21 protein-coding genes are annotated in these 24335 nt (G+C 60.8%); 7 read left to right on the plus strand and 14 right to left on the minus strand.

All coding sequences use genetic code 11. The annotated features are described in order from the left end of the window. Positions 1 to 49: 49 nt before the first annotated feature. Positions 50 to 952, plus strand: a complete 903-nt coding sequence (locus KJY40_RS05815) for a DMT family transporter (protein WP_230735540.1) — start codon at positions 50 to 52, stop codon at positions 950 to 952. A 4-nt stretch (positions 953 to 956) separates the two neighbouring features. Here KJY40_RS05815 and KJY40_RS05820 read toward each other — a convergent pair whose 3' ends face one another. From KJY40_RS05820 to KJY40_RS05835, 4 genes are all read right to left on the minus strand, one after another. Continuing rightward, a complete protein-coding gene (locus KJY40_RS05820; protein WP_230735542.1) occupies positions 957 to 1460 on the minus strand; it encodes a DUF2165 domain-containing protein in 504 nt (167 codons plus the stop codon). A gap of 191 nt (positions 1461 to 1651) precedes the next feature. After that, positions 1652 to 2626 (minus strand): 2-hydroxyacid dehydrogenase, encoded by a 975-nt coding sequence (locus KJY40_RS05825; RefSeq protein ID WP_230735544.1) that lies wholly within the window; start codon positions 2624 to 2626, stop codon positions 1652 to 1654. Positions 2627 to 2764: 138 nt separating this feature from the next. After that, positions 2765 to 3226: a hypothetical protein gene (locus tag KJY40_RS05830; protein ID WP_230735546.1), complete on the minus strand. Its 462-nt coding sequence runs from the start codon at positions 3224 to 3226 to the stop codon at positions 2765 to 2767. Between the two features lie 143 nt (positions 3227 to 3369). Beyond that, positions 3370 to 4338, minus strand: a complete 969-nt coding sequence (locus KJY40_RS05835; protein WP_085608127.1) for a LysR family transcriptional regulator — start codon at positions 4336 to 4338, stop codon at positions 3370 to 3372. Positions 4339 to 4519: 181 nt separating this feature from the next. On the opposite strand from KJY40_RS05835, the gene KJY40_RS05840 reads away from it, so the two are divergent. The 4 genes from KJY40_RS05840 (at position 4520) to KJY40_RS05855 (ending at position 9415) form a co-directional block, all read left to right on the plus strand. Further along, positions 4520 to 6019 carry an efflux transporter outer membrane subunit gene (locus KJY40_RS05840; RefSeq protein WP_230735548.1) on the plus strand — a complete coding sequence of 500 codons (1500 nt, stop codon included), beginning with the start codon at positions 4520 to 4522 and terminating at the stop codon, positions 6017 to 6019. Positions 6020 to 6158: 139 nt separating this feature from the next. Next, on the plus strand, positions 6159 to 8351 hold the full coding sequence (locus KJY40_RS05845; protein WP_230735550.1) for an FUSC family protein: 2193 nt from the start codon (positions 6159 to 6161) through the stop codon (positions 8349 to 8351). Next, the gene (locus tag KJY40_RS05850) at positions 8341 to 8541 is read left to right on the plus strand and encodes a DUF1656 domain-containing protein (protein ID WP_003221811.1); all 201 of its coding nucleotides are present in this window, start codon (positions 8341 to 8343) and stop codon (positions 8539 to 8541) included. Before KJY40_RS05845 ends, KJY40_RS05850 begins: the two co-directional genes overlap by 11 nt. A gap of 10 nt (positions 8542 to 8551) precedes the next feature. Next, positions 8552 to 9415: an efflux RND transporter periplasmic adaptor subunit gene (locus tag KJY40_RS05855; RefSeq protein WP_230735552.1), complete on the plus strand. Its 864-nt coding sequence runs from the start codon at positions 8552 to 8554 to the stop codon at positions 9413 to 9415. 44 nt (positions 9416 to 9459) lie between these two features. Here the strand turns inward: KJY40_RS05855 and KJY40_RS05860 are convergent, their stop codons facing one another. Together KJY40_RS05860 and KJY40_RS05865 are read right to left on the minus strand one after the other, a co-directional pair. Beyond that, positions 9460 to 9858: a DUF4440 domain-containing protein gene (locus KJY40_RS05860; protein WP_230735554.1), complete on the minus strand. Its 399-nt coding sequence runs from the start codon at positions 9856 to 9858 to the stop codon at positions 9460 to 9462. Then, positions 9855 to 11225, minus strand: coding sequence for an MFS transporter (locus KJY40_RS05865; protein WP_230735556.1), 1371 nt, complete (start codon positions 11223 to 11225; stop codon positions 9855 to 9857). Before KJY40_RS05865 ends, KJY40_RS05860 begins: the two co-directional genes overlap by 4 nt. Positions 11226 to 11335: 110 nt before the next feature. On the opposite strand from KJY40_RS05865, the gene KJY40_RS05870 reads away from it, so the two are divergent. Next, complete coding sequence (locus KJY40_RS05870; protein ID WP_230735558.1) at positions 11336 to 12217, plus strand: LysR family transcriptional regulator; 882 nt, start codon at positions 11336 to 11338, stop codon at positions 12215 to 12217. Between the two features lie 7 nt (positions 12218 to 12224). Here KJY40_RS05870 and KJY40_RS05875 read toward each other — a convergent pair whose 3' ends face one another. Beyond that, positions 12225 to 13049, minus strand: coding sequence for an SDR family oxidoreductase (locus KJY40_RS05875; protein WP_230735560.1), 825 nt, complete (start codon positions 13047 to 13049; stop codon positions 12225 to 12227). Between the two features lie 35 nt (positions 13050 to 13084). Beyond that, positions 13085 to 13549: a multidrug transporter gene (locus KJY40_RS05880; protein ID WP_085690590.1), complete on the minus strand. Its 465-nt coding sequence runs from the start codon at positions 13547 to 13549 to the stop codon at positions 13085 to 13087. A 183-nt stretch (positions 13550 to 13732) separates the two neighbouring features. On the opposite strand from KJY40_RS05880, the gene KJY40_RS05885 reads away from it, so the two are divergent. Further along, on the plus strand, positions 13733 to 16495 hold the full coding sequence (locus KJY40_RS05885) for an RHS repeat domain-containing protein (RefSeq protein ID WP_230735562.1): 2763 nt from the start codon (positions 13733 to 13735) through the stop codon (positions 16493 to 16495). A 76-nt stretch (positions 16496 to 16571) separates the two neighbouring features. Here the strand turns inward: KJY40_RS05885 and KJY40_RS05890 are convergent, their stop codons facing one another. From KJY40_RS05890 to KJY40_RS05915, 6 genes are all read right to left on the minus strand, one after another. Continuing rightward, positions 16572 to 18023, minus strand: a complete 1452-nt coding sequence (locus KJY40_RS05890) for a mannose-1-phosphate guanylyltransferase/mannose-6-phosphate isomerase (RefSeq protein ID WP_230735564.1) — start codon at positions 18021 to 18023, stop codon at positions 16572 to 16574. Between the two features lie 105 nt (positions 18024 to 18128). Then, positions 18129 to 18785: an alginate O-acetyltransferase AlgF gene (locus KJY40_RS05895; RefSeq protein ID WP_230735567.1), complete on the minus strand. Its 657-nt coding sequence runs from the start codon at positions 18783 to 18785 to the stop codon at positions 18129 to 18131. Between the two features lie 14 nt (positions 18786 to 18799). Continuing rightward, positions 18800 to 19975 (minus strand): alginate O-acetyltransferase, encoded by a 1176-nt coding sequence (locus KJY40_RS05900; protein WP_192563595.1) that lies wholly within the window; start codon positions 19973 to 19975, stop codon positions 18800 to 18802. A 10-nt stretch (positions 19976 to 19985) separates the two neighbouring features. Beyond that, positions 19986 to 21551, minus strand: coding sequence for an MBOAT family O-acyltransferase (locus KJY40_RS05905; RefSeq protein WP_230735569.1), 1566 nt, complete (start codon positions 21549 to 21551; stop codon positions 19986 to 19988). A 193-nt stretch (positions 21552 to 21744) separates the two neighbouring features. Then, positions 21745 to 22869: a mannuronate-specific alginate lyase gene (locus KJY40_RS05910; RefSeq protein WP_115076623.1), complete on the minus strand. Its 1125-nt coding sequence runs from the start codon at positions 22867 to 22869 to the stop codon at positions 21745 to 21747. An 8-nt stretch (positions 22870 to 22877) separates the two neighbouring features. Further along, positions 22878 to 24329 carry an alginate O-acetyltransferase gene (locus KJY40_RS05915; RefSeq protein WP_230735570.1) on the minus strand — a complete coding sequence of 484 codons (1452 nt, stop codon included), beginning with the start codon at positions 24327 to 24329 and terminating at the stop codon, positions 22878 to 22880. Positions 24330 to 24335 lie beyond the last annotated feature (6 nt).

The following is a 24335-nucleotide window of genomic DNA, read 5'->3' on the forward strand; positions in this document are numbered from 1 at the left end:
GGGGCGAGGGCGCAGGCGGACACTGAAACCCAATCAAGGAGTGTCTGCCATGAACCTGTCGTTGTATTTGTTGACCGTGCTGATCTGGGGCACCACCTGGATTGCCCTGAAGTGGCAACTGGGCGTGGTGGCGATTCCGGTGTCGATCGTCTATCGCTTCGGTCTCGCCGCCCTGGTGTTGTTTGCGTTGTTGCTGCTCAGCCGTCGTCTGCAACCGATGAACCGTCGCGGGCATCTGATCTGCGTGGCGCAGGGCTTGTGCCTGTTTTGCGTCAACTTCATGTGTTTCCTGACCGCCAGCCAGTGGATCCCCAGCGGTCTGGTGGCGGTGGTGTTTTCCACCGCAACGTTGTGGAACGCGCTGAATGCGCGGGTGTTCTTCGGCCAGCGTATCGCGCGCAACGTGTTGATGGGCGGGGCGTTGGGGCTGGGCGGTCTGGGCCTGTTGTTCTGGCCGGAGCTGGCCGGGCATCACGCCACTCCGCAAACCTTGCTCGGCCTCGGCCTGGCGCTCTGCGGCACCCTGTGTTTCTCGGCGGGCAACATGCTCTCCAGCCTGCAACAGAAGGCCGGCCTCAAACCGTTGACCACCAACGCCTGGGGCATGGCCTACGGCGCGGCGATGCTGTCGGTGTGGTGCCTGGTCAAAGGCATTCCGTTCGAGATGGAATGGACGTCGCGTTACATCGGCGCGCTGTTGTACCTGGTCATCCCCGGTTCGGTGATCGGCTTCACCGCGTACCTTACGCTCGTCGGTCGTATGGGCCCGGAGCGCGCAGCGTATTGCACGGTGCTGTTCCCGGTGGTGGCGTTGAACGTTTCGGCCTTTGCCGAAGGCTATCAATGGACGGCGCCGGCGTTGGCGGGACTGGTGCTGGTGATGCTGGGTAATGTAATGGTATTTCGTAAACCTAAACCCGTTATTGAAATGATCGCTAAACCCGCACATTGAGCACTCAACTGTCGATTTTCATGACCAGGAATATAAGTGCCGGGAGAAGGAAGTCGACAATACTTTGTGCCCAGGACATGGCGTTCCAGTCTTTTGACTGGTCCATGTCGAACCATTCATTGCCTACGACTTGCAGGCAGAAATAATAAACAAACAGTGCTACCAGAAAACCCAGTACGGCGTATTTCTTGGCTTCGTGAAATTGCTGTTCCGATGAATTGATGTTTCTGGCAAGTTGATAGCCACCCAACAGACAGGCCGAAGTAAAAATCGTCTCGAGTGTCATGATCATCCAGTAGATCCGGTGATGCATGATTTCCGAATTGATGGAGCGATACATCAAATGACTGTCTGTCGTGTCCATGCTGAGGATATGGCCAAGATAGATATAGTTGGAGTTATAGTCGGTTGCATTGCTGTAAACGATCAGCGTGCCCAAAACACCCACCATGAAAACTATTGCTACTTTGCTTCTTCGAATCAATTGAGCTGTTGTCAGATTCGTCATTTGTTTTCTCCGTCAATTGAACCTGTCTCTTGGCAGGTTGTGACGGGATTCTATAGCTCGCAGAAGATGAGCGGGCAAAGAGTCATTTTCAATTTGTGTAACTTTTGAATGTGTCGCAAATAACTTGATTGTCGGGTCGCTAATATAAAACAACAAAGGCTGGACAAACTTGTGTCCAGCCTTTGTTGTATTCAGTCTTTCCAGACTTGCGGATTCACCAGATCCTGAGGGCGCTCGCCGAGCAGGGCGCTGCGCAAGTTGGCCAGCGCGCGGTTGGCCATGGCTTCGCGGGTTTCATTGGTGGCCGAACCGATGTGCGGCAAGGTCACTGCGTTTTTCAGCTGGAACAGCGGCGATTCGGCCAACGGTTCTTTCTCGTAGACGTCGAGGCCGGCACCGCGAATGCGGTTGTTCTGCAACGCTTCGATCAAGGCCGGTTCGTCGACCACCGGGCCACGAGAGATGTTCACCAGGATTGCGTCCGGCTTCATCAGCGCCAGTTCGCGATGGCTGATCAAGTGGCGGGTCTTGTCGCTGAGCGGCACCACCAGGCAGACGAAATCGGCTTCGGCCAGCAGTTGGTCAAGGCTGCGAAATTGCGCGCCGAGTTCCTGTTCCAGTGCGGTCTTGCGGCTGTTGCCGCTGTAGAGGATCGGCATGTTGAAGCCCAAGCGCCCGCGTCGAGCGACAGCGGCGCCGATGTTGCCCATGCCGACGATGCCCAGGGTCTTGCCGTGTACGTCGCAACCGAACAGTGGTGCGCCGACGCTGGCCTGCCATTGGCCGGCCTTGGTCCAGGCGTCCAGTTCGGCGACGCGGCGGGCGCTGCTCATGATGAGGGCGAAGGCCAGGTCAGCGGTGCTTTCGGTGAGGACGTCCGGGGTGTTGGTGAGCATGATCCCGCGTTCGTTGAAGTAGGCGAGGTCGTAGTTGTCGTAGCCGACGGAGACGCTGGAGACCACTTCAAGTTTTGCGGCGTTTTCCAGTTGGGCTTTGCCGAGTTTGCGACCGACGCCGATCAGGCCGTGGGCGTGGGGCAGGGCTTCGTTGAACTGGGCGTTGATGTCGCCGTTTTTCGGGTTGGGGACGATGACGTCGAAGTCCTGTTGCAGGCGTTCGATCATGGGGGGAGTGATGCGGCTGAAGGCGAGGACGGTTTTTTTCATTGAAGGAGAGCTCGTCGGGCGGCTGGATGCCAAGCAAGCTAACATTCTTGTCGAGGGTTAGGCGAGTGCCACTGAACCCCACCGCATCGTCAAAAGCGTTTTGAGAGAGCGGTGGGGGTTCATTGGTTTGTGCTTCACTTACTTGGTCACATCACTCCATTGCGTGACTTTTGCGTTCCCGATCATTTGATGGGATTTACCTCCGCTCAAGATTGTGAAATTAAAACCTGCTTCAAAAATTCCGACTTCGATGTCGAAAGCTTCAACGGTCACATAGCCGATATTTTTGTCAGTGACAAAATTTTTGGAGTGGGTTTCTCCGGTGTCATCCACCCATGTTTTTCTTAAGCTCAATGAAAGAGGAAATGCTGGATTCGGCAATTCGTAGTGTTTCACCTGAATGTCGCTCAGAAAAACGGTACTTAGTTCGTACCATTCCGTATCGCTGATTTTATGCTTGGCGAGTAAATAAATCTTATTCATCGCGGATGCATGGAAAAAGAACGTAACGGGGCCCTTAAAATCTGCTAGCTCGAAATTATTGTGAATCTTAGCCGCCACTGTGCCAACGTCTGCAACTGTTTTGATATCAGCGAACATGGTAGTGCTCCTTCGAATGAACTGTGAAATGACGTCACAGAGTTTTAATTCGAAGGAGTTTTTTTGACCACTGTCATAAATGACAGTTTTTTAGAACAAATTGCTATAGCCGAACTATCCGTTTCAAGTCGTGTGGCCATGAATCAGTTGGCCACCCGCACCCCCGCCAGGCTCCCACTCATCTCATAAGCCGCCAGTTCCGCCTGATGCCCCGCCAATATCTCCGGTAACGATCCACGCAGGTATTCAACCCAAGTCTTGATCTTCGCATCCAGATACTGCCGCGACGGGTAGATCGCATACAGGTTCAGTTCCTGCGAGCGGTAGTTCGGCATGACCCGCACCAGCGAGCCGTTGCGCAAGCCTTCAATTGCGGCATACACCGGCAGTACACCGACCCCCATCCCACTGGTGATCGCGCTTTTCATCGCGTCGGCGGAGTTCACCAGGAAGGGCGAGCTGTTGATGGTGACCATTTCCTGGCCGTCAGGGCCGTCGAAGGCCCATTTTTCCAGGGGGATCACCGGGCTCACCAGGCGCAGGCAGGCGTGGTTCAGCAGGTCGCTGGGTTTTTGTGCGCAGCCGTTGGCTTTCACGTAGGCCGGGGAGGCGCAGACGATGCTGTAGGTGATGCCCAGGCGTTGCGAAACGAAACCCGAGTCCGGCAGTTCGCGGGCCAGGACGATGGACACGTCGTAGCCTTCGTCGAGCAGGTCCGGCACGCGGTTGGCCATGGTCAGGTCGAAGGTCACGTCCGGGTGGGTCTTGCGGTAGCGGGCGATGGCGTCGATCACGAAGTGCTGGCCGATGCCGGTCATGGTGTGCACTTTCAATTGTCCGGCCGGGCGGGCGTGGGCTTCGCTGGCTTCGGCTTCGGCCTCTTCGACGTAGGCGAGGATCTGCTCGCAGCGCAGCAGGTAGCGCTTGCCGGCTTCGGTGAGCGCGATGCGCCGGGTCGTGCGGTTGAGCAGGCGGGTTTGCAGGTGGGCCTCAAGGTTGGAGACCGCGCGCGAGACGTTGGCGGTGGTGGTGTCGAGTTGCACGGCGGCGGCGGTGAAGCTGCCGGCTTCGGCCACACAACTGAAGGCGCGCATGTTTTGCAAAGTGTCCATGGGGTGCTCTCAAGGGAGATGGCAAATTGTGACACGAAGTTTCAGGGGCTGAACCCCCGACCAAGGGATTATCTCGTTAACGGTAACAAAGATTCACAGGATTCCCAGCTTATCGCCGTAATGGCGCCCCCCTAGAATTGCGCCCACCTCGAAACATCTCCCACCTCAGGAATTCGCAGCAGTGCCGCGTCGCATCAACAGAGCGCTTTTGCCGCTCAGTGTTCTGGCTTTTTCGTTAGGTCTTGGCGGCTGCATCGGAACCGGAGGGATTGCCCCGCAGGGCAAGGCTCTGGAGGCCAATGAACTGGCCACCGACGAGGCCATCGCCCACGCCGCCCGTGACGCAAACTGGCCCGCCGCCCAATGGTGGCAAGCCTACGGCGACCCGCAACTCAATCATTGGATCGACCTTGCCGTGCAAGGCAGCCCGACCCTGGCCATGGCTGCCGCGCGAGTGCGTCAGGCCCGGTCCATGGCCGGTGTCGCCGAAGCCGCCGAGTCGTTGCAGATCAATGGCGATTCGACCCTCAAGCGCCACAACTGGCCGACCGATCAGTTCTACGGTCCCGGTGAGCTGGCCAACAGCACCACCTGGGACAACAACGCCGCACTGGGTTTCAGTTACGCCCTCGACCTCTGGGGCCGTGAAAGCAACAGCACCGAGCGGGCCGTCGATCTGGCGCACATGAGCGCTGCCGAGGCGCGCCAGGCGCAGCTTGAATTGCAGAACAACATCGTGCGCGCCTACATCGAGTTGTCGCTGCACTACGCCCAGCGCGACATCGTCGCGGCGACGCTCAAGCAGCAACAGCAGATTCTCGAGCTGGCGCAGAAACGCCTGAACGGCGGAATCGGCACGCACTTCGAAGTCAGCCAGGCCGAAACCCCGCTGCCGGAAACCCATCGGCAACTGGATGCGCTGGACGAAGAAATCGCCCTGAGCCGCAACCAGATCGCCGCACTGGCCGGCAAAGGCCCGGGCGCCGGTGCGCAGTTGCAGCGTCCGACCCTGTCCCTCGGCGCGGCACTGAAACTGCCGTCGGCATTGCCCGCCGAACTGCTCGGCCAGCGTCCGGACGTGGTCGCCAGTCGCTGGCAGGTGGCGGCGCAGGCGCGCGGGATCGAGGTCGCGCATGCCGGGTTTTACCCCAACGTCGATCTGGTCGGCAGCCTCGGCTACATGGCCACCGGTGGCGGGGCGCTGGAGTTCCTGACCGGCAAGAAACTCAACTACAACGTCGGGCCGGCGATCTCGCTGCCGATCTTCGACGGCGGGCGACTGCGCGCCGAACTCGGTGAAGCCTCGGCGGGTTATGACATCGCCGTCGCGCATTACAACCAGACCCTGGTCAATGCGCTGAAGAACATCTCCGACCAGTTGATCCGCCGCGAGTCGATGGACAAGCAGCAGACGTTCGCCGCCGAATCCGTGGCCACGGCGCAGAAGACTTACGACATCGCGATGATCGCCTACCAGCGCGGCCTCACCGATTACCTCAACGTGCTCAACGCCCAGACCCTGCTGTTCAAACAGCAGCAGGTTCAGCAGCAGGTGCAGGCGGCGCGTTTGAGCGCCCATGCGGAACTGGTGACGGCATTGGGCGGTGGTCTTGGCGCGGGTAAAGACGTGCCGACCGCCGAGCAGACCGCCGCACCGAAAACCCCGGCCCTCCTGCGTTGAACACACAACCCCTGTGGGAGCGGGCTTGCTCGCGAAGAGGGAGTGTCAGGCAGCCCATTTGCTGTCTGACACAGCGCATTCGCGAGCAAGCCCGCTCCCACAGTTTCTCCGGTTCGACTGACTTTTTGAGCAAGACCAAATGACTCACCTGCCCGCACCTTTGCGTTGGCTCTACTCCCTGGAATGGCGCCGGGGTTTCTTCGACTGGGCGCGCAGCGACGGCGTGACCTGGGTCTACATCTTCAAGGTGTTGATTGCCGCGTTCCTGACCCTGTGGCTGGCGATGCGCCTGGAATTGCCGCAACCGCGCACGGCGATGATCACCGTGTTCATCGTCATGCAGCCGCAGAGCGGCCAGGTGTTCGCCAAGAGTTTCTATCGCTTCCTCGGCACCCTGGCCGGGTCGGCGATGATGGTCACGCTCATTTCACTGTTCGCCCAGAACACCGAACTGTTCCTCGGTTCGCTGGCGATCTGGGTCGGCATCTGCTCGGCCGGCGCCGCCCGCTGCCGCAACTTTCGTGCGTACGGTTTTGTGCTGGCCGGGTACACCGCCGCGATGGTCGGCCTGCCGGCGCTCGCCCATCCTGACGGTGCGTTCATGGCGGCGGTGTGGCGGGTGCTGGAGATCTCGCTGGGGATTCTCTGCTCGACCCTGGTCAGCGCCGCGATCCTGCCACAAACCGCCAGCGCGGCGATGCGCAACGCCTTGTATCAGCGCTTCGGTGTGTTCGCCCTGTTCGTCACCGATGGCCTGCGTGGGCGCAGCAAACCTGAATCGTTCGAGGCCAGCAACGTGCGCTTCATCGCCGAAGCGGTGGGCCTGGAAGGGCTGCGCAGCGTGACCGTGTTCGAGGACCCGCACATGCGTCGACGCAACGGCCGGCTCAGTCGCCTGAACAGCGAATTCATGGGCATCACCACCCGGTTCAACGCCTTGCACCAGTTACTTGAACGCCTGCGCGTCAATGACGAAGAGCATGTCGTGGCGGCGATCAAACCGGGCCTGTTGGATCTGGCTGAAGTGCTCGACGGCTTCAGCGGTCGTGCCCTGACCAGCCCGGATGCGGCGCGTCTGGTGACGGCGCTGACGGCTTACAAGGAAGGCTTGCCGGCGCGGGTGCGCAGTCTGCGGGCAGCCTTCCAGGAGAGCGAGCCGAGCGACGCCGAGCTGCTGGATTTCCACACGGCGTATGAACTGCTCTATCGCTTCGTGGATGACCTGCACAGTTATGCACAGACCCACGCTTCGCTGGCCGATCACAGCCACGAACGCGAGCGCTGGGACGAGCCGTTCACCCCGCAAACCAGTTGGTGGGCAGCGGCAGCTTCGGGGATTCGGGCTGCGTTCATCCTCGTCGTGCTCGGCAGTTACTGGGTCGCCACCGCATGGCCGAGCGGCGCGACCATGACCCTGATCGCTGCCGCCACCGTCGGTCTGTCCGCCGCCACGCCGAACCCGAAACGCATGGCGTTCCAGATGGCGTGCGGCACGTTCCTTGGGGCGTTGATCGGCTTCGTCGAGATGTTTTTCATCTTCCCGTGGATCGACGGTTTTCCGTTGCTGTGCGTGATGCTCGCGCCGGTGATCGTGCTCGGTTCGTTCCTCGCTTCGCGGCCGCAATACGCCGGCGTTGGCCTCGGTCTGCTGATCTTTTTCAGCACCGGATCCGTGCCGGACAACCTGACCATCTACAACCCCTACACCTTCATCAACGACTACATCGCCATGGTCATGGGCATGTTGGTCTGCGCGGCGGCGGGGGCGATCATTCTGCCGCCGAACAGTCGCTGGTTGTGGCAGCGTCTGGAACAGGATTTGCGCGGGCAAGTGGTGTACGCGATCAGCGGCAAACTCAAGGGCCTGGCGTCGAGTTTCGAAAGCCGTACCCGCGACTTGATGCATCAGGCTTATGGCCTGGCGGCCGGTCAGCCGCTGGTGCAGAAAAACCTGCTGCGCTGGATGTTCGTGGTGCTGGAAGTCGGTCACGCGATCATCGAGCTGCGCAAGGAACAGGCGATCCTGCCGGTGCATCCGGCGTATGCCGAATCCCAGCCATGGCGTCAGGCGATCCGGGTCATGGGGCGCTCGCTGGTGCGGCTGTTCCTGCAACCCAATTCGAGCAATCTGGAACGCGCACTGGTCGCGGTCGATCACGCAATCAGCCGCGTCGCGGCCACTGACGAGCCGTTCGCCCCGCACTTCGATACCTCGGCCCTGCGGCGGGTGAAAAGCTACCTGCACTTCATCCGCACCTCGTTGCTCGACCCGCAATCGCCCCTTGCTGCCTACGCCATCGCCAAGCCCGAAGGACTTGCCCATGCCTCGTGAAATCGCCTTCCACGGCGTGTACATGCCGACCATGACCCTGATGTTTTTCGTCGCCGCGGCACTGGCCTGGGCGCTGGACCGGTTTCTGTCGGGGTTCGATCTGTACCGCTTCTTCTGGCACCCGGCGCTGCTGCGCCTGAGCCTCTTTACCTGTCTGTTCGGCGCGATGGCGCTGACTGTCTACCGTTGAGAACGTTCTGATGAAAAAGTTTTTCAGCCTGCTCGCGACCCTGCTGGTGCTGGCCCTGGCGCTGTGGATCGGCCGCACGTTGTGGGAGCACTACATGAACACCCCCTGGACCCGCGACGGCCGGGTGCGCGCCGACATCATCAACGTCGCGGCCGACGTCACCGGTGAAGTGGTCGACGTGCCGGTCCGTGACAACCAGTTGGTGAAGAAAGGTGATCTGCTGATGCAGATCGACCCCGAGCACTATCGCCTCGCGGTGAAACAGGCGCAGTCGCTGGTGGCTTCGCGCAAGGCCACCTGGGAGATGCGCAAGGTCAACGCCCATCGCCGCGCCGACCTCGACAACCTGGTGATCTCCAGGGAAAACCGCGACGACGCCAGCAACATCGCCGACTCGGCACTGGCCGATTATCAACAGGCCCAGGCGCAACTGGAAGCCGCCGAACTCAACCTCAAACGCACGGAAGTGCGCGCGGCGGTGGACGGTTACGTGACCAACCTCAACGTCCATCGCGGCGACTACGCACGCATCGGCGAAGCGAAAATGGCCGTGGTCGACATGAACTCGTTCTGGGTCTACGGCTTCTTCGAAGAAACCAAACTGCCTCACGTGCGGGTCGGCGACAAAGCCGATATGCAACTGATGAGCGGCGAAGTCCTCAAGGGCCACGTGGAGAGCATTTCCCGCGGCATCTACGACCGCGACAACCCGGAAAGCCGCGAGCTGATTGCCGATGTGAACCCGACGTTCAACTGGGTGCGCCTGGCGCAACGGGTGCCGGTGCGGATTCACATCGATGAAGTGCCGGAAGGTGTGTTGCTGGCAGCGGGGATTACCTGCACCGTTGTTGTGAAGCAGGACGCTGTCGAGTAATCCGTTGGCGAGGGAGCAGGCTCCCTCGCCAGAACCGGACGGTGTCAGCCCTGGCAAAACGTCTCATGCAAATGCCGCCAGATCACCCGCCCGGATTCGTTTTTTTCAAACACCACGGTTGAACGTCGATCCGTGTGCAACCCGCTCGCATCGGTCTGCTGTTCGCGATAACTCACCGTCGCGCCGCGTCCATGCAAGGCAATCCCTTGAAGCTCGCCGAGCTCGATCCTGAACCCGCTCTTCTTGCCACCCGCCATTTGAAACAGCGCACGCAAGGCCTGGAAATCCAGCACTCGCCCCAGCGGCGTCACCATGGAAAACCGTGGCGAAAACCGCGTCATCAATCGCTCCAATGCCGCCTCGTCTTCCTCCACGGCAAACCATCGTTCGATGGCCTCGTGGGCCCGGATCACTTCGTCAAAATAGTCGGTGTAGTCAGTCATGTGGATTTTTCCTGAAGGTGAGGTGAGCGCAGTAGGGCGAGTAATTTTGTCGAGTCGAAACGCAGCACGGCCGCCATCGGCAACAGCGTGAGCAGTGCAGCGGCGAGAAAGCAGTATTTGAAACCGTTGGCCCCCAACGCGCCCAGCAGAGAACTGAGCAGTGCCGCGCCGAGGCAGAAACCGAGTTGGCGATTGATATTCCACAGAGCGCTGGAGTGGCCCATTTTGTCTGGCGTGATACCGACAAACGCCAGGGTCTGCGCGGTGACGCTGCACAGACTGCCGCCCAGTCCCATCAGGGTGTAGGCAAGGATCAACGGGCCGCTGGCGGGTTGATCAATCTGCATCAGCACGGCGATGCCAAGGCATTGCAACAGCATGCCGGCGATCAGCAATGGCTTGGGACCGATCCGGTTGAAGCTGCGTTTGCCCAGCATGATCGCCACGCCCGAGGCCACCGCCCAGGACAGCATCAGCGCCCCGGTTTGCGCCGCGCCGAAGCCGAGGTCGTGCAGGTACAACACGGCAATCATGTTGGTGCCGGTAAAGAGGCCGGGCACAAACAGATAGATCAGCATCGCCAGGCGCAACGAAGGGTTCTTGATCAGTTGCAGATCAAGGACTGCACCCGGTTTGTTCCAGCCATCGCGCAGGTAGATCCACAAGGTGATGACGCTGAGCAGCAGGACACCGCCCGCGAGATGTCGGGTTGCGGGGGCACTCGCCAGACTGACGGCCATCAGCAACAGACTCAGCGCTGCCACCGCCAGCAGCAAGCCGCGGGCGTCCAGTGTCGGGCGTTCACTCGCTGACTGATCCGCTTTCAACCAGAGCAGACCCAGACCGAAAGCGAAAAGCGCCACCGGCATGTTCAGAAGGAAAATCCAGCGCCACGACAATGCCTCAACGATCAAGCCTCCAGCCGCCGGCGACAGGGCCGGCACCATCAGCGCCACCAGCAAAACCACACCGGTGAAGTGCGCGCGTTGTGTCGCCGGAAACTCTCGATAGGCCAGCGCCTGACCGACCGGCAGCAGCAATCCGCCACCCAGTCCTTGCAGCAGTCGCCAGCCGATCAGGCTTTCAATCGAGCTCGCCTGAGCGATAAGCCCGGACGCAATCCCGAACACCAGCAGCGAACCGAGGATCAGCCGCCGCTCGCCCACCCGTGCAGCCAGCCACACGCTCATCGGAATGATCAGCGTCAGCCCGAGCATGTAGGCGTTGGTGATCCACGCCAGTTGCGGCACCGAGGCGTGCAACTGCGCGGCAATGTCCGGGTAGGCGATGCTGGCGGCGAACATGTTCAGCAGGTCGAGGGCGAACCCCAACAGATACACCAGCGCGACTTTCGAGCGATAGGCCATGGCAGCTTCCCTGTGATGAGGCGTGCAGGGTAGGGCGCTGGCCGCAATAGAAATACGCTGGTTTGGCTGCTAGTTTGTCAAAATTATTTTGACACCGGAGCGCTGCGAACATGGTCAGCCTGGATCGATTCGATACCTTCAAAGCCGTGGTCGAGGCCGGCTCGCTGACCGCCGCCGCTGACACGCTGGGGCAAACGCGGGCGGTGGTGAGCTTCAACCTCAAGCGGCTGGAAGAAGAGTTAGGCGTCACCTTGCTGACCCGCAACACCCGGCAACTGGCCCTGACCGATGCCGGCGAACGCTTTTACCGACGCTGTCTGCGCACGCTGGACGAAGCACGGCTGGCCATCGAGGAAGCGCGCTCGGAACACTCGCAGCTCAAGGGCACGCTGCGCATCACCACGACCGTGGAGTTCGCGCTGGCGCAGGTGGTGCCGGCGCTGGAAGTGTTTCGACAACAGCAACCGCAACTGAATATTCACTTGTCCACGTCCTCGACCCATGCCGATCTGATCTCCGAACGCTTTGACATGGCAATTCGTCTGGGCCGCATGCACGACTCCAATCTGCGGGCGGTGCAGCTGTCGACGTTCGAGGTGTTTGCCGTGTCGGCGCCGGGGCTGATTGAGCGATTTTCGCCGGTCGATACGCTGTCGGTGCTGGAGTCGATGCCGACGCTGGGGCATGGGCGAGTGCCGGAAATGACGGTCAGAGACCCGGCCGGCACCGAGCATATCTACCAGCCAAAACCGGGAACCACCGCCATCGTCGCCGACAACTCGGCGACCCTGCGTGCCTTTGCACTGACCGGGCAAGGCGTGGCGATTTTGCCGCAATGGCTGATTCAGGAAGACCTCGACGCCGGGCGATTGCAGCGTCTGTTACCGGATTACCGCTTCGCCCGGCAAGGCGTTTACGCGCTGTACCCGGACACCCGGCACCTGCCGCTGAAGGTGCGGGCGTTCATTGATTTCATGAAGGGCTGGGGCTGACTCGGTCTCAGAGTTGCCCGCGCAACCCGAACCGCTTCATCAACGTCGACTCCAGCAACCCTTTCGGCAGCAAGGTCGCCAGCAACGGCAACGCCCGGCTGCCATTGCCGATGCGGATCAGCCGTGGCGGTTTGCTCTGCTGCGCAGCCTTGAGCAATTCGACGGCAAATTCGCTGGCCGGCGTCGGTTTGTCCTGGGACGCCTTGGCCCTCGCCCTGATGCCTTCACGCAACGGAAACCACGGCGATTGTTCGTTGATCAGTTGTTCGGCCTCATGCCCGGCATTCTTGGCGAAGCTCGATTGAATCGCCCCCGGCTGCACTTCCAGCACGCGAATCCCGAACGGCGCCAGCTCCATGCGCAACGCATCGCTCAACGCATGCACCGCTGCTTTCGACGCGCAATAGGCGCCGGCAAATGGCGTGACCAGCACCCCGGAGACGCTACCGACGTTCACCACCAATCCCTTGGCCCGGCGCAGCACCGGGAACAGCGCACGGGTCACGCCGACAATCGAAAACACGTTGGTTTCGAACTGGCGCTGCATGGCCGGAACGCCGCCATCGAGCAGCGGGCCCATGGCGCCGTAACCGGCGTTGTTGATCAGCACGTCGAGGCCGCCGTGTTGCTGGTTGATCCGCTCGGCGAGCTGTTCCAGCGCCGCATTGTCATTGACGTCGAGCTGCACGGCCGTGAACCCGGCAGTGGCGAGTGCCGCGACATCTTCAGCCTTGCGCGCGCTGGCCCAGACCTCGTAGCCAGCGTTTTTGAAGGCATCGGCGAGGGCGCGGCCGATGCCGCTGGAACAACCGGTAATCAACGCAACGGGCATGGCGCATTCCTTGTGCAAAAGAGTGGGAGAGGGGATCAGTCGGAGAAACTACCCTGCAATCGCTCGGCGCGAAACTCCAGGGTTTGCGGGCGATAACCGGGACGCAACGGCGGCATCGGTAAACAGTCTTCCCAGTTGCCGCCGGCCTGCAATTCGCCGGGGCCGCGATAGCGCGGGGCGGCGTATTGATTGTCGGCCAGATTCACGGTGTCGCCCGGCGCGTACGCCGCGATGCGCCAGCGCAGTTCGGTCAGCGGCACGTCGTTGCCGTTGTTCATCTTGAGCAGCAGCGGGCGGTCGGCAGGGCAGTGTTCGGGGGCATAGACGATGCGCAGCTCAAGCCGCGCCAGTTGCTTGACCTCGCGGTTGTCCAGCCACACCACCCACATCGCCACCAACCCGAGGCCGACGGCGGCAGCCATCGACACCGGCAAGGCCTTGGCCGGGTAGCGCAACAGCAGGATCAGCCAGGTGATGACCAGCAAGACGCCGATGAACATGTTCGAACGCTCCTTGAACTCGTGAATGCCATCCTACCGAAGGGGCGCGGGAATGGACATTCGCGGATTGAGCGAAGGTGCCGTCGGTCGGGACTGTAATTTCTGGCAGTAGCCGAACCGGCGCTGAGCTTGCTCAGATGCCCGAGGTACAAAGAACGCCGGTCGCGCGGGGAAGCACGGTTAATGAGCTTGCACATCAATACGCCGAGGATGTCTGTGTTCGACTCGCGCGGCTTGTTGGTCCGCACGGTCGACTATTGTCGAACCGTCGAGGGTGCCCCCGTCGAGCCCCGGATCAACCGCACGCTTCGCGATCCGGCAGGGAATGCAGTGAAACAGTGGGACCCGCGGCTTTGGCTGTTGCAAGCAGGCGACCCGCTGACGCCGGCCAACCTGACGCAGGTGTTTGCTCTGGACGCCACGGTGATTCGCTCGGACAGCGTCGATGCCGGTGCGCAAATCGAGTTGAAGGGACTCGCTGCACAAACGTTGTTCAGTTGGGACAGTCGTCAGACGCAGCGCGAGATCAAGCACGACAATTTGCTGCGCCCTGTCGCGATATTCGAACAGGGGGCAGGGGAGTCTCGGCGTTGTGTCGAGCGCCTGACCTACGGTCATCCCGGCAGCGGGGACCAGTCGCGTAACCAGTTCGGTCAGCTGATTCGTCATGACCATCCAGCCGGCAGCGTGCTGTTCAACGCGTTTGCAATCATCGGCCCGTGCACCGAAGACACCCGCCACTTCACGCTGGATCCGCTGACACCCGACTGGCCGGAGTTGGAGGCGGATCGCCCGCAACTGTTGGAGCCTGGCGCCGGTGCGACATCGCAGTGGCGCCATGGTGCACTCGGCGATGTGCTCGAGCAGACGGATGCCCGAGACAACCGGCATACATTCGCACTGACCGTCGATGGGCGCTTGCACGAACGCCGCTTGCAGTTGAAGGGGGAGCCTGAGCAGATCCTGGTCACTGACATTCACTACAACGCTTACGGCAGTATCGAGCAGGAAACTGCTGGCAACGGTGTGCAAACTACCCGGACCTATCGCCCCGAAGACGGTCGCCTGATGGTCCTCCGGACCGAAGATGCCCATGGTCGAGTGCTGCAGCACCTCAATTATGAATACGACAGGATGGGCAATGTCCTGAGTATCGAAGACAGGGCACTGCCGATTCGCTATTTCGCCAACCAGCGCATCGAGCCGGTCAGCCGCTTTGTCTACGACAGTCTTTACCAGTTGATCATGGCGTCCGGCTGGGAAGCCGGCACTGTCAGTCAGGGCCCGCAATCGATGGGGCGCATCGACCCTGCGGCGGTCAGCAACTATCAGCAGACTTACGAATATGATCCCGGCGGCAACCTGCGCAACCTGATTCATATCGGCCCGCAAATTCATGGGCGCAAACTGCAACCGGCGAGTTACAGCAACCGCTCTTTGCCTTACAAGGACGTCATTCCCGGCAATCCGGAAATCGACGCCGCCTACGACCGCAGAGGCAACCTGTTGCAGCTGGAACCGGGACGGCTGCCGAGCTGGAACCTGCGCAACCAACTGCAATCGGTGAGCCCGGTGGAGCGTGCCTCCGGTGCCAGTGACAGCGAAACCTATCTCTACGATGGCGGTTACCAGCGGGTGCGCAAGATCCGCTCGTTACAGACCAGTGCACGCACCGTGGTTGCCGAGGTGCGCTATTTGCCCGGGTTGGAACTGCGTACCGACAACGGAACCGGTGAACGGTTGCAGATCATCATTGCCGACAACGCTCGGGTACAGCACTGGGAGAGCCCGCCGCCTTCGGGACTCAACAACCGGTATCGATACCAACATGCCGATCACCTGGGTTCGGTCAGTCTGGAAACCGCCGATGACGGTGCGATGATCAGCCAGGAAACGTTTCACCCATACGGCACCCGTGCCTGGCAGAACGGTGAATCCAGCTACAAATTCGTCCGTTACTCAGGTAAAGAGCGTGATGCGACCGGGCTGTACTACTACGGCTTTCGCTATTTCATCCCGTGGCTGCAGCGCTGGCTGAATCCTGACCCGGCGGGTGCGATCGATGGGCATAACCGGTTTCGGGCGATGCGCAACAGTCCAGTCGTCTATGTGGATAACGATGGGCGGGCACCCAACAGAACGTCTTCGACGCAGGCGCCCGATCAGGTTTATCACGACCTGGCGCAACAGGGGAAAATCGAGGGCTGGCAAGCCGCAGGCATGCAACCGATCCGCAACTTTTTTGAACACAGTGAAGACCCGAACGTGCAAGCCTACCGACGGGAAATTCCCCGTGCTCTGGAAGAGTTGAGTGCAAATGACAATACGCGGTTGCTCAACACCCATCAGGCACATGTTGTTGCCGCCGTACGGACCCGGACCGCCTCGCCTTCCGGAGCGGTGCTGTATCACTCGGGTGAAATGATGTCTGCCGTCATCAGCACGGTCATAGGCGAACAGGCCACGAGCCGCATCATGGGGCCACTGTCTGTGGCGTTCAACAGCCCTGTAGAGGATCCGCAAGTGTTGGCAGCAAGGCGCGACACTGTGGCCTCCGGTTTTGTCGGAGCGGGCAGGGCGGCGTTTCGCTCCAGCCGGCCGGCAGTGCGGGTGGTCGGGGCTGTGAGCATGGCGATGGGCAATGCGATGAGGGTGTCGGAATCCGCAACTGTCACCCAGCACAGAATGTTGTCTGCGACACCGGAGTCTGGTGCCGTGATGCTCACTGCGCAACGCACAGCATTTGAGCAGCCGGTGAGACCTGTCATGGTTACCGAATCACCGTCGTCGCAGGCTGAGTCTGGGGACAATCCGCCTAGCGATTTGGCCCGGACCTTGTACGCGGTAGCGTTTGCCTCAAAGGCTTCCAGTGGAGTACGTACAAGACGCGCGTCACCCCCGGGGCAGATGCAATCTGGTCCGAGCAGAAGATTGTCTCGCGGTTAAATATCAAAAGCCCCGCCCAACCCGCTGCGGATAGGGGACGCAGCGAGCTGGACGGGGGCTTCTTGTTACGGAGCGATCACTGCGCGATGGTTTTCACCGACACGCCGCGTTCGACCGGGGTCGAGCGACCGTAGATATCCTCGAAGCGCTCGATATCGTCTTCGCCCAGGTACGATCCCGACTGCACTTCGATGATTTCCAGCGGGATCTTGCCCGGGTTGCGCAGGCGATGGACCGAGGCGATCGGGATGTAGGTCGACTGGTTTTCAGTGAGCAGAAACACGTTCTCGTCGCAGGTCACTTCGGCGGTGCCGCTGACCACGATCCAGTGCTCGGCGCGGTGGTGGTGCATCTGCAGCGACAGGCACGCGCCCGGTTTGACCGAGATGTGCTTGACCTGGAAGCGCCCGCCCATGTCCACCGAGTCGTAGGAACCCCACGGGCGGTAGACCTCGCAGTGGTTCTGGGTTTCGCTGCGGCCCTGCTCATTGAGAGTGTTGACCATCTGCTTGACGCCTTGGACCTTGTCCTTGTGGGCGATCATCATGGCGTCCTTGGTTTCGACCACCACGATGTTTTCCAGACCGATCACCGACACCAGTTTGCCGTTGCCGTGGATCATGCAGTTCTTGCTGTCCTGGATCACCACATCGCCTTTGCTGACGTTGCCGTTGGCGTCCTTCTCATTGACTTCCCACAGCGACGACCAGCAGCCGACATCGCTCCAGCCGGCGGTCAGCGGCACCACGCAGGCGCGCTGGGTTTTTTCCATCACGGAGTAGTCGATGGAGTTGTCCGGGCAGCAGGCGAAGGTGGCTTCGTCCAGGGTGACGGTGTCGGCATCCTGCTGGCTGCGCTCGAGGGTCAGCAGGCAGGTGTCGTAGATGTCAGGATCGTGCTTTTTCAGCTCTTCGAGAAAGCGGCTGGCGCGGAACAGGAACATGCCGCTGTTCCAGTAGTAACCGCCGGACTCGACGTATTCGGTGGCGCGTTTGACGTCGGGTTTTTCCACGAAGTGCGAGACGCGGCTGACGCCTTCCGGCAGCAGCGAATCGCCGGTGGACTTGATGTAGCCGTAACCGGTTTCCGGTTTGGTGGCCGGTACGCCGAACAGCACCATCTCGCCGTTTTCAGCAGCGACGGTGGCCAGGGCCAGGGCGCGTTGCAGGGCTTTCTGGTCTTCCAGAACGTGGTCGGCCGGCAGCACCAGCATCAGCTCGTCGCGACCTTCATTGACCAGCATCATCGCGGTCAGCGCCACGGCCGGCGCGGTGTTGCGGCCGAACGGTTCCATCAGGATGCGCTGGCATTCCAGATTGCGGCTGGCCAACTGCTCGTTGACGATGAAGCGGTGATCCTTGTTGCAGACCACGATCGGGGTGTCCATGCCTTCGAACACCAGACGCTCGAGGGTTTGCTGGAACAGTGTGTGTTCGCCGGTCAGGGCGAGGAACTGCTTGGGAAACTGCTTGCGCGAAAGCGGCCAAAGACGTGAGCCGCTACCACCTGACAAGATCACCGGAATCATATTGTTTACTCCATAAAATCGATTGGTTAGAGGCACGAACGCTGTGTCGTTTCACTCTTGTTGTTGTTCCGTACCGGGCAGCGACGGCTGCCCGGTTTCATGTGCTTAGCGAGTCGACACCGGGCGTTTCACCCAGACCGGCGACAGGTTGCTGCCGTTGCCGGTGACGTACAGCACTGCTGCCTCACCGCGCTCCAGGGCGACCGGTTTCACGTCGCCGACTTTCTTGTCGCCATCAAACAGCGCGAGGCTGACTTTCACCGGGTTGATTTCACGCTCGCCACGGCCCTTGGCGGCCACGTTCGGCACCACGTCGGTCTTGCCGTCGGCGGTCTTCAGGGTCAGCGGCTTGTCGCTGAGGTTCTGTACGCGTACCAGGGATTTCTGCTTGTTCTTGAACGGCGGTTCTTCGATCAGTTGCGGCGCGCCGGAAGCGTTGTTGACCAGGGTGTAGTAGTGGTCACCGGCGAGTTTCACCGGCAGGGTCTGACTGCCGACCTTGGCGCTGTAGTCGCCGCCCGGCATGAAGCTGAAATCGCTGCTGGCCAGTGGCGCGACGTCGCTCAGATTGGTGCTGCCGACGGTGGCGCTGACTTCAGCGTTGCTGGCGTTGTAGACGCGCACGAAGGTCGAGCCTTTCGGTGCGGTCGGGCCGTACAGCGCAGCGTCGCCACCGGCGAAGGCCTGGACCGACAGCACGCTCAGACCCGCAACCAGAGCGATGCGTTTAGCGAGACGACGAGGAGTAGTAGTGAAAGTCATGGTGTACCTCTCTTTCAGTTTTGCGCCCGATCGGGCGTCTCGGATTTAGTGTTGATGGCTACGTTTTGTTGGCGCGCGCCGGCTTGTTTAAGCTCTGCGACCCACTGCGGGTCGGCGTCGCCGATTTCGTTGTTCACAGGCAGATATCGTTCAGGAAACTCCCAGATCAGCACCTGTGGCGGGCTGTTCTTGAAGTCATCGCTTTTCAGGTAGCTGAGCATCGGCAGGATCGGGCCGTGGCCGTCTTCGGCGTAGTTGACGACGTCACTGTGCAGCGCTTGCTTGAGCGCACCGACGAAGTTCCAGTTGGGGTTGGCGCTGTAGCTGGTACCAATGAGCGCGACCGGCACTTCGCTGTTGGCGAACAGCGCGTCGTCACCGGCAGGCTGCTCGGCGGCGGCCACGGTGTTGCGCTTTTGCAGCGGCTCTTGCGCCGGCATCAGGTTTTCGAACAGCGGATCCAGCGGCAGGAACAGACGCAGGTCGCCCTTGTGCGTGACCTTCTCCGCCGGGGTGGTGACGAAGCGCTGCGGCTCGCCGCTGAGCGGGAACTTGTCGGCGATGGTTCTGGCCAGGGTGTTGGCGGCGATTTCCGCGCCTTCCGGGGTCCAGTGGGTGTCGGTGCGCAGGAACACTTGCTGACCGTTCTGCTTGGCGGCTTGCAGCGGGCCGAGCAGGTCGGGGGCGAGGATCTTGTCCGCCGCGACACGGGCATGGAAGTCCTGATAAAGGTTGGCGTGGATGCTCGCCGGTTTCACTTCACCCAGGTGTTCCGGGTACAGGCGAACCTTGGCCGGCACGATCGCCATCACCAGTTTCACGCCTTTCTCTTTCAGGGTCTGGCGCACGCCTTCGACCAGCGCGTAGTTGCCTTGCAGGTTCAGCTCTTCGTTGACGATCGGGTTGAATTCCTCATCGCTGTACAACCACTGATCGCGACCGAGCACCACGCCCGGACGACCTTCGTTGAACAATTTGAAGTCCAGCGCGGCCCAGAGGTTGGTGCCCAGGCGCTTGATCGGGAATTCGTCGTCATAGTGGGTTTCCACGGCTTTGGTCCAGCGGCCGTTGAGCACCGTCGCATCGGCGTTGGTGCTGAAGCCGAAGAAGCTGCGCACCGACCACAGACCGAGCACCAGCAGGGTCACCAGAAACAGCGCGATGTAGAAGATGCGTAATGAGCGGGTCATGTCAGATCCCTCAGAACTGGAAGTAAAGGAACGGCGAGAAGCTTTGCGCCGAGAGTTTGAGAATCGAGGCGATGAACAGCAGCAGGATCAGCCCGCGCATCACGTAGCGCGACCAGTCCGCCGTCCAGTACGCCGGTTGCACCTGGGCGTCGACGCCGACGGTGTAGCCAGGCTCGTGGATGCTTGCCGGGTTTTCGCCAGGTGCTGCCTTGATCAGGCCCGGTTGCGCACCGGCAGGGCCGTCGCTCTCGACGTTGACCACAGGTTTGGTCTTCACCGGAGGCTGGTTGGTGTACAGATCACGCAGGCCGAAGAACGCCAGGGTCACGTAAGCCACAACGAGGGTCGCGACTTGCAGGCCGGTGAGGCTGGCCTGGTTGAGTTCCGACAGCGACCAGTCGCCGAAGCTGAACATCGCGCCGTACATGCGGCCGGCAACGTGCAGGTTCTCGGCGCGGAAGATCACCCAGCCCATCACCACCAGCAGGAACGTCAGCGCCCAGCGGATCGGGTTGAGGCTGCGCGGCGCGGTGTTGAGGCCGAGCATTTTTTCGATCGCCAGCCACATGCCGTGCCACGCACCCCAGACGATGTAGGTGATGTTCGCGCCATGCCACAGACCACCGAGCAGCATGGTCAGGAACAGGTTGCGATAGGTCATCAGCGTGCCTTTGCGGTTGCCGCCGAGGGTGATGTAGAGGTAGTCGCGCAGCCAGGTCGACAGGCTGATGTGCCAGCGGCGCCAGAACTCGGTGATCGACTGGCTGATGTACGGCTGCTTGAAGTTTTCCATGAAGCGGAAACCCATCATCAGGCCCAGGCCGATGGCCATGTCGCTGTAACCGGAGAAGTCGAAATACAGCTGCGCGGTGTAGGCCAGCGCGCCGAGCCAGGCATCGCCCGTGGTCGGGTTTTGCAAGGCGAAGCAATGGTCGGCCACCACGGCGAGGGTGTCGGCGATGAACACCTTCTTGATGAAACCCTGCATGAACCGCGTGCAGCCCTCGGAGAACTTGTCGAGGGTGTGGGTGCGGTTGTTGAACTGGTCAGCCAGGTCACGAAAGCGCAGCACGGGACCTGCGATCAGGTGCGGGAAGATCGCCACGAACGCTGCGAAGTCGATCAGGTTGCGGGTGGCCGGGGTGTCGCCGCGGTAGACGTCGATGATGTAGCTGATCGACTCGAAGATGTAGAACGAGATACCGATCGGCAACAGCACGTGGGTCAGGATGAACGGCTCGAGACCGACCGACGTCATCATCGCGTTGATGCTGTCGACACCGAAGTTGGCGTACTTGAAGTAGCCGAGGATGCACAGGTCCACCGCCACCCCGAGCAGCAGCCAGCGCTGGGCCGGTTTGGTGCGCACGCCGGCGGCGCCGACTTTCAGGCCGATCCAGTAGTTCCACAGGGTGACGCCGGCGAACAGCGCCAGGAAGTCCACCCGCCACCACGCGTAGAACACGTAGCTGGCGATCAGCAGCAGCAGATTGCGATAGCGTTGCCCGCTCAGGTAGTACAAGCCGAGAAAGATCGGCAAGAACAGAAACAGGAACACGTTGGATGAAAATACCATCCCGATCTCTCCATGTTTGAACCAACAGTCAAGGGCCAAAGCCCCCCCAAACCCCCCACAAAAATTAAGAGGGCGACATCACTTCACTGTGGGAGCGGGCTTGCTCGCGAAAGCGGAGTGCCAGTCGACATATTTTTTGAATGTCAGACCGCATTCGCGAGCAAGCCCGCTCCCACAGGGTTTATCAGTGTCCTCAGGAACCTTTGTTGCCCTTTTCGTGGGACGGGTCGTAGACCTTGGTCAGGTCGCCGCCCAGTCGAAACGTCTTGAACGGCTGCATCCCGTGCTTCTTCTCGATCACATCCGGCGAGCAGGTGTAGAGGGTGCAGAACGGTTCGAGCCAGGCGAATTTCATGTCCTCTTTCAAATCGGTCATGTCCTGTTCCTTGCCGTTCTTTTTCTCGAAGTCCTCGGGATCTTTCACCCCGGCCAGCACCCGATCACCCAGACGTTTCAGCGCACCGTTGTTTTCCTGACGCAGATCGACACCGTTGACCTGGGCAAAACTGGCGATCATCGCCAGCGGCGGCAGGGCGTAGTTGTGATAGGCGAGGGCGCGTTGCTGGCGCTTGAGTTCGTTCGGCAGGTAACCGTCGGCATCGACCTGATTGACCCCGACCTTGTATTCCTTGACCGCCCAATCGAACAGGTCGCGGCGGTTGGTCGCGACCGATGTCGCCATCACCGACCAGGCCGCCCAGTACGAGTGGTTGTTGGTTTTTTCCAGCGGCAGGTTGTCCCAGTCGCTGACCACCTGATCGGCCATCTTGCTGAACCAGGCCTCGATCAACTGCGCTTCCTGCTGGTGCTGGGCCAGCGGATGGGAGTCGGAGAACTTCAGGCGAATGTACGACGAGGCCATGCTGCCCAGCGCCCATTTGCGCATCGACTTGCCGGTGTGGTTGAAGTCTTTCGACATCAACGCGTCGGCCTTGGCCCAAGCGGTGAGCCAGTTGAGCGTGCAATCGAGCTGTTCCGGACGACCGTCGCGCATGAACTGCATCACCCGTTTGGCGGTGCCGCGCTCCAGCGTTGTGATGTCTTTGGTGGTGTCGCGGAAGGCTTTTTCCGACTGCACGTTCAGCGTGGCGCGGGCCTTGTCCGAGCCTTCGTATTTGCTGCGAAATTGCAGCGGCCCGGTGTAGGGCGCCGGCATCGCATCGCAGCCTTCGCTCTTGTCACCGGTCTTGAATTTATCCACAGGCGCAAAGTAGCCCTGTGGAGGACGCAGCGGCGCGGCGGCCTGCGCGGTGCCGGCGAAGATCGCCAGCCCGAGCAGCGTCGGCGCCAAGAGAGTTTTCAGTTTCGGATTTCGCATAGCAGACCTCATTGCCCGACCTGAGCGGTTTGTGGCCCAGCGCCCGGGAATACGTTGCGTTTGCAGATTTTCGCTTCGACTTTCTGTGGCGCGGTGCCCGCTTCCGGGCCCTGGACTTCGACGGCCAGCAGGTTTTGCGAGGCCCAGTCTTCGTCCGTGCGCAGCTCAAAGGCGAAACGACCGTCGGTGTCGGAGGTTTCCGGTTTCTCGATCTTGATGTCCTCGTGGCGACCGTTCATGTACCAGAGGGTGGCTTGCAGGGTTTTCACCGAGGTGTCGGCGAAGCGGATGTCGACCTGGTGGCTGCTGTTCTGCAGGTTCAGGTTCTTGCTGTTGACCAACAGTTCTTGTTTGCTGCCCGGCTTGAGCGTGGTGCTGGCGGACATCTGCGCGTCTTTGCCTTCGCAGCCGTTGTCGAGCAGCGCCATCATCTGGCGATAGATGGTTTCCTGGTCGAGGCGGTACAGCGGCGAGAATTCCCAGATGAGGATTTTCGGCGGCGTCTTCTGGAATTCGTCGCTGCCCAGGTACTGCAACATCGAACCCTCCAGACCGCCGCCGGGGAAGGCGACGTTGAGAATGTCGGCGCCGATGGCTTCTTCGAGGAAACCGGCGAAGTTGTAGTTCTTGCCGCTGTGCGAAGTACCCACGAGGGTAATTTGCGGATTGCCGGAATCACCGAACAGATCGCCGTCACCCGCTTCGCCTTTCGGCTCGGTGGTGAACTGATCCATGTACTGGATCGCGTAACTGGTGCCGCACAGTTGCCCGGCCATGTTGTGCAGGGTGCCGGTCTTGCCCATGCGCCCGGAGCGTTTGGTTTCGAACTCACGCTTGGGAATGTCGGCGAAAGCCGGGATCTGCTTGACCTTCTCGGCGACGATTTTCGCTGTGCGCTGGGCGCCGTATGGCGTCCAGTGCTGGTCACCGCGGAAGTAGAAATCGTGAGCGGGCAGGGTGTCCGGCAGCGACTCGTTGGTCAGCGGCGACAGGTCCGGCACCACGTAACCCATCTTGGCGAAACGGCCGAGCATGGTCTTGTAATTGCCCAGCGCTTTCTCGTAATCGAACGCGGCTTTTTCTGCCGGGTTGAGCTTGTTGCGATTCACCAGACCACGGGTCGGCTGGTAGACGATCACCAGTTCGACGCCTTTGGCCTTGAACGCATCGTGCAGCTGTTGCAGGCGTTTGTAGCCGGCCGGGGTGGTGTTGAACTCGGTGCGCAAATCTTCCTGGGTCCGGAACAGCCAGTCGCCCTGCGCCTGCACCAGGGTGGTGAAGTTCTGCTGGTAGCGGGTGGTGTAGTTCTTCGCGTCGTGGGCGGCCGGGCACAGGCTGCAGCAAGGCTCGGCCGTGAATTTCGGCGGCTGGACTTCATCGGCGCGGGCGCCGTTGCTGGCCGCCAGAATGCCCACGGTCAGGGCCGACAGGCTGAGTAATTTGATCAGGTGTGGGTGCATAAATTT

It is taken from the genome of Pseudomonas fitomaticsae, assembly GCF_021018765.1.
GTDB lineage: Bacteria > Pseudomonadota > Gammaproteobacteria > Pseudomonadales > Pseudomonadaceae > Aquipseudomonas > Aquipseudomonas fitomaticsae.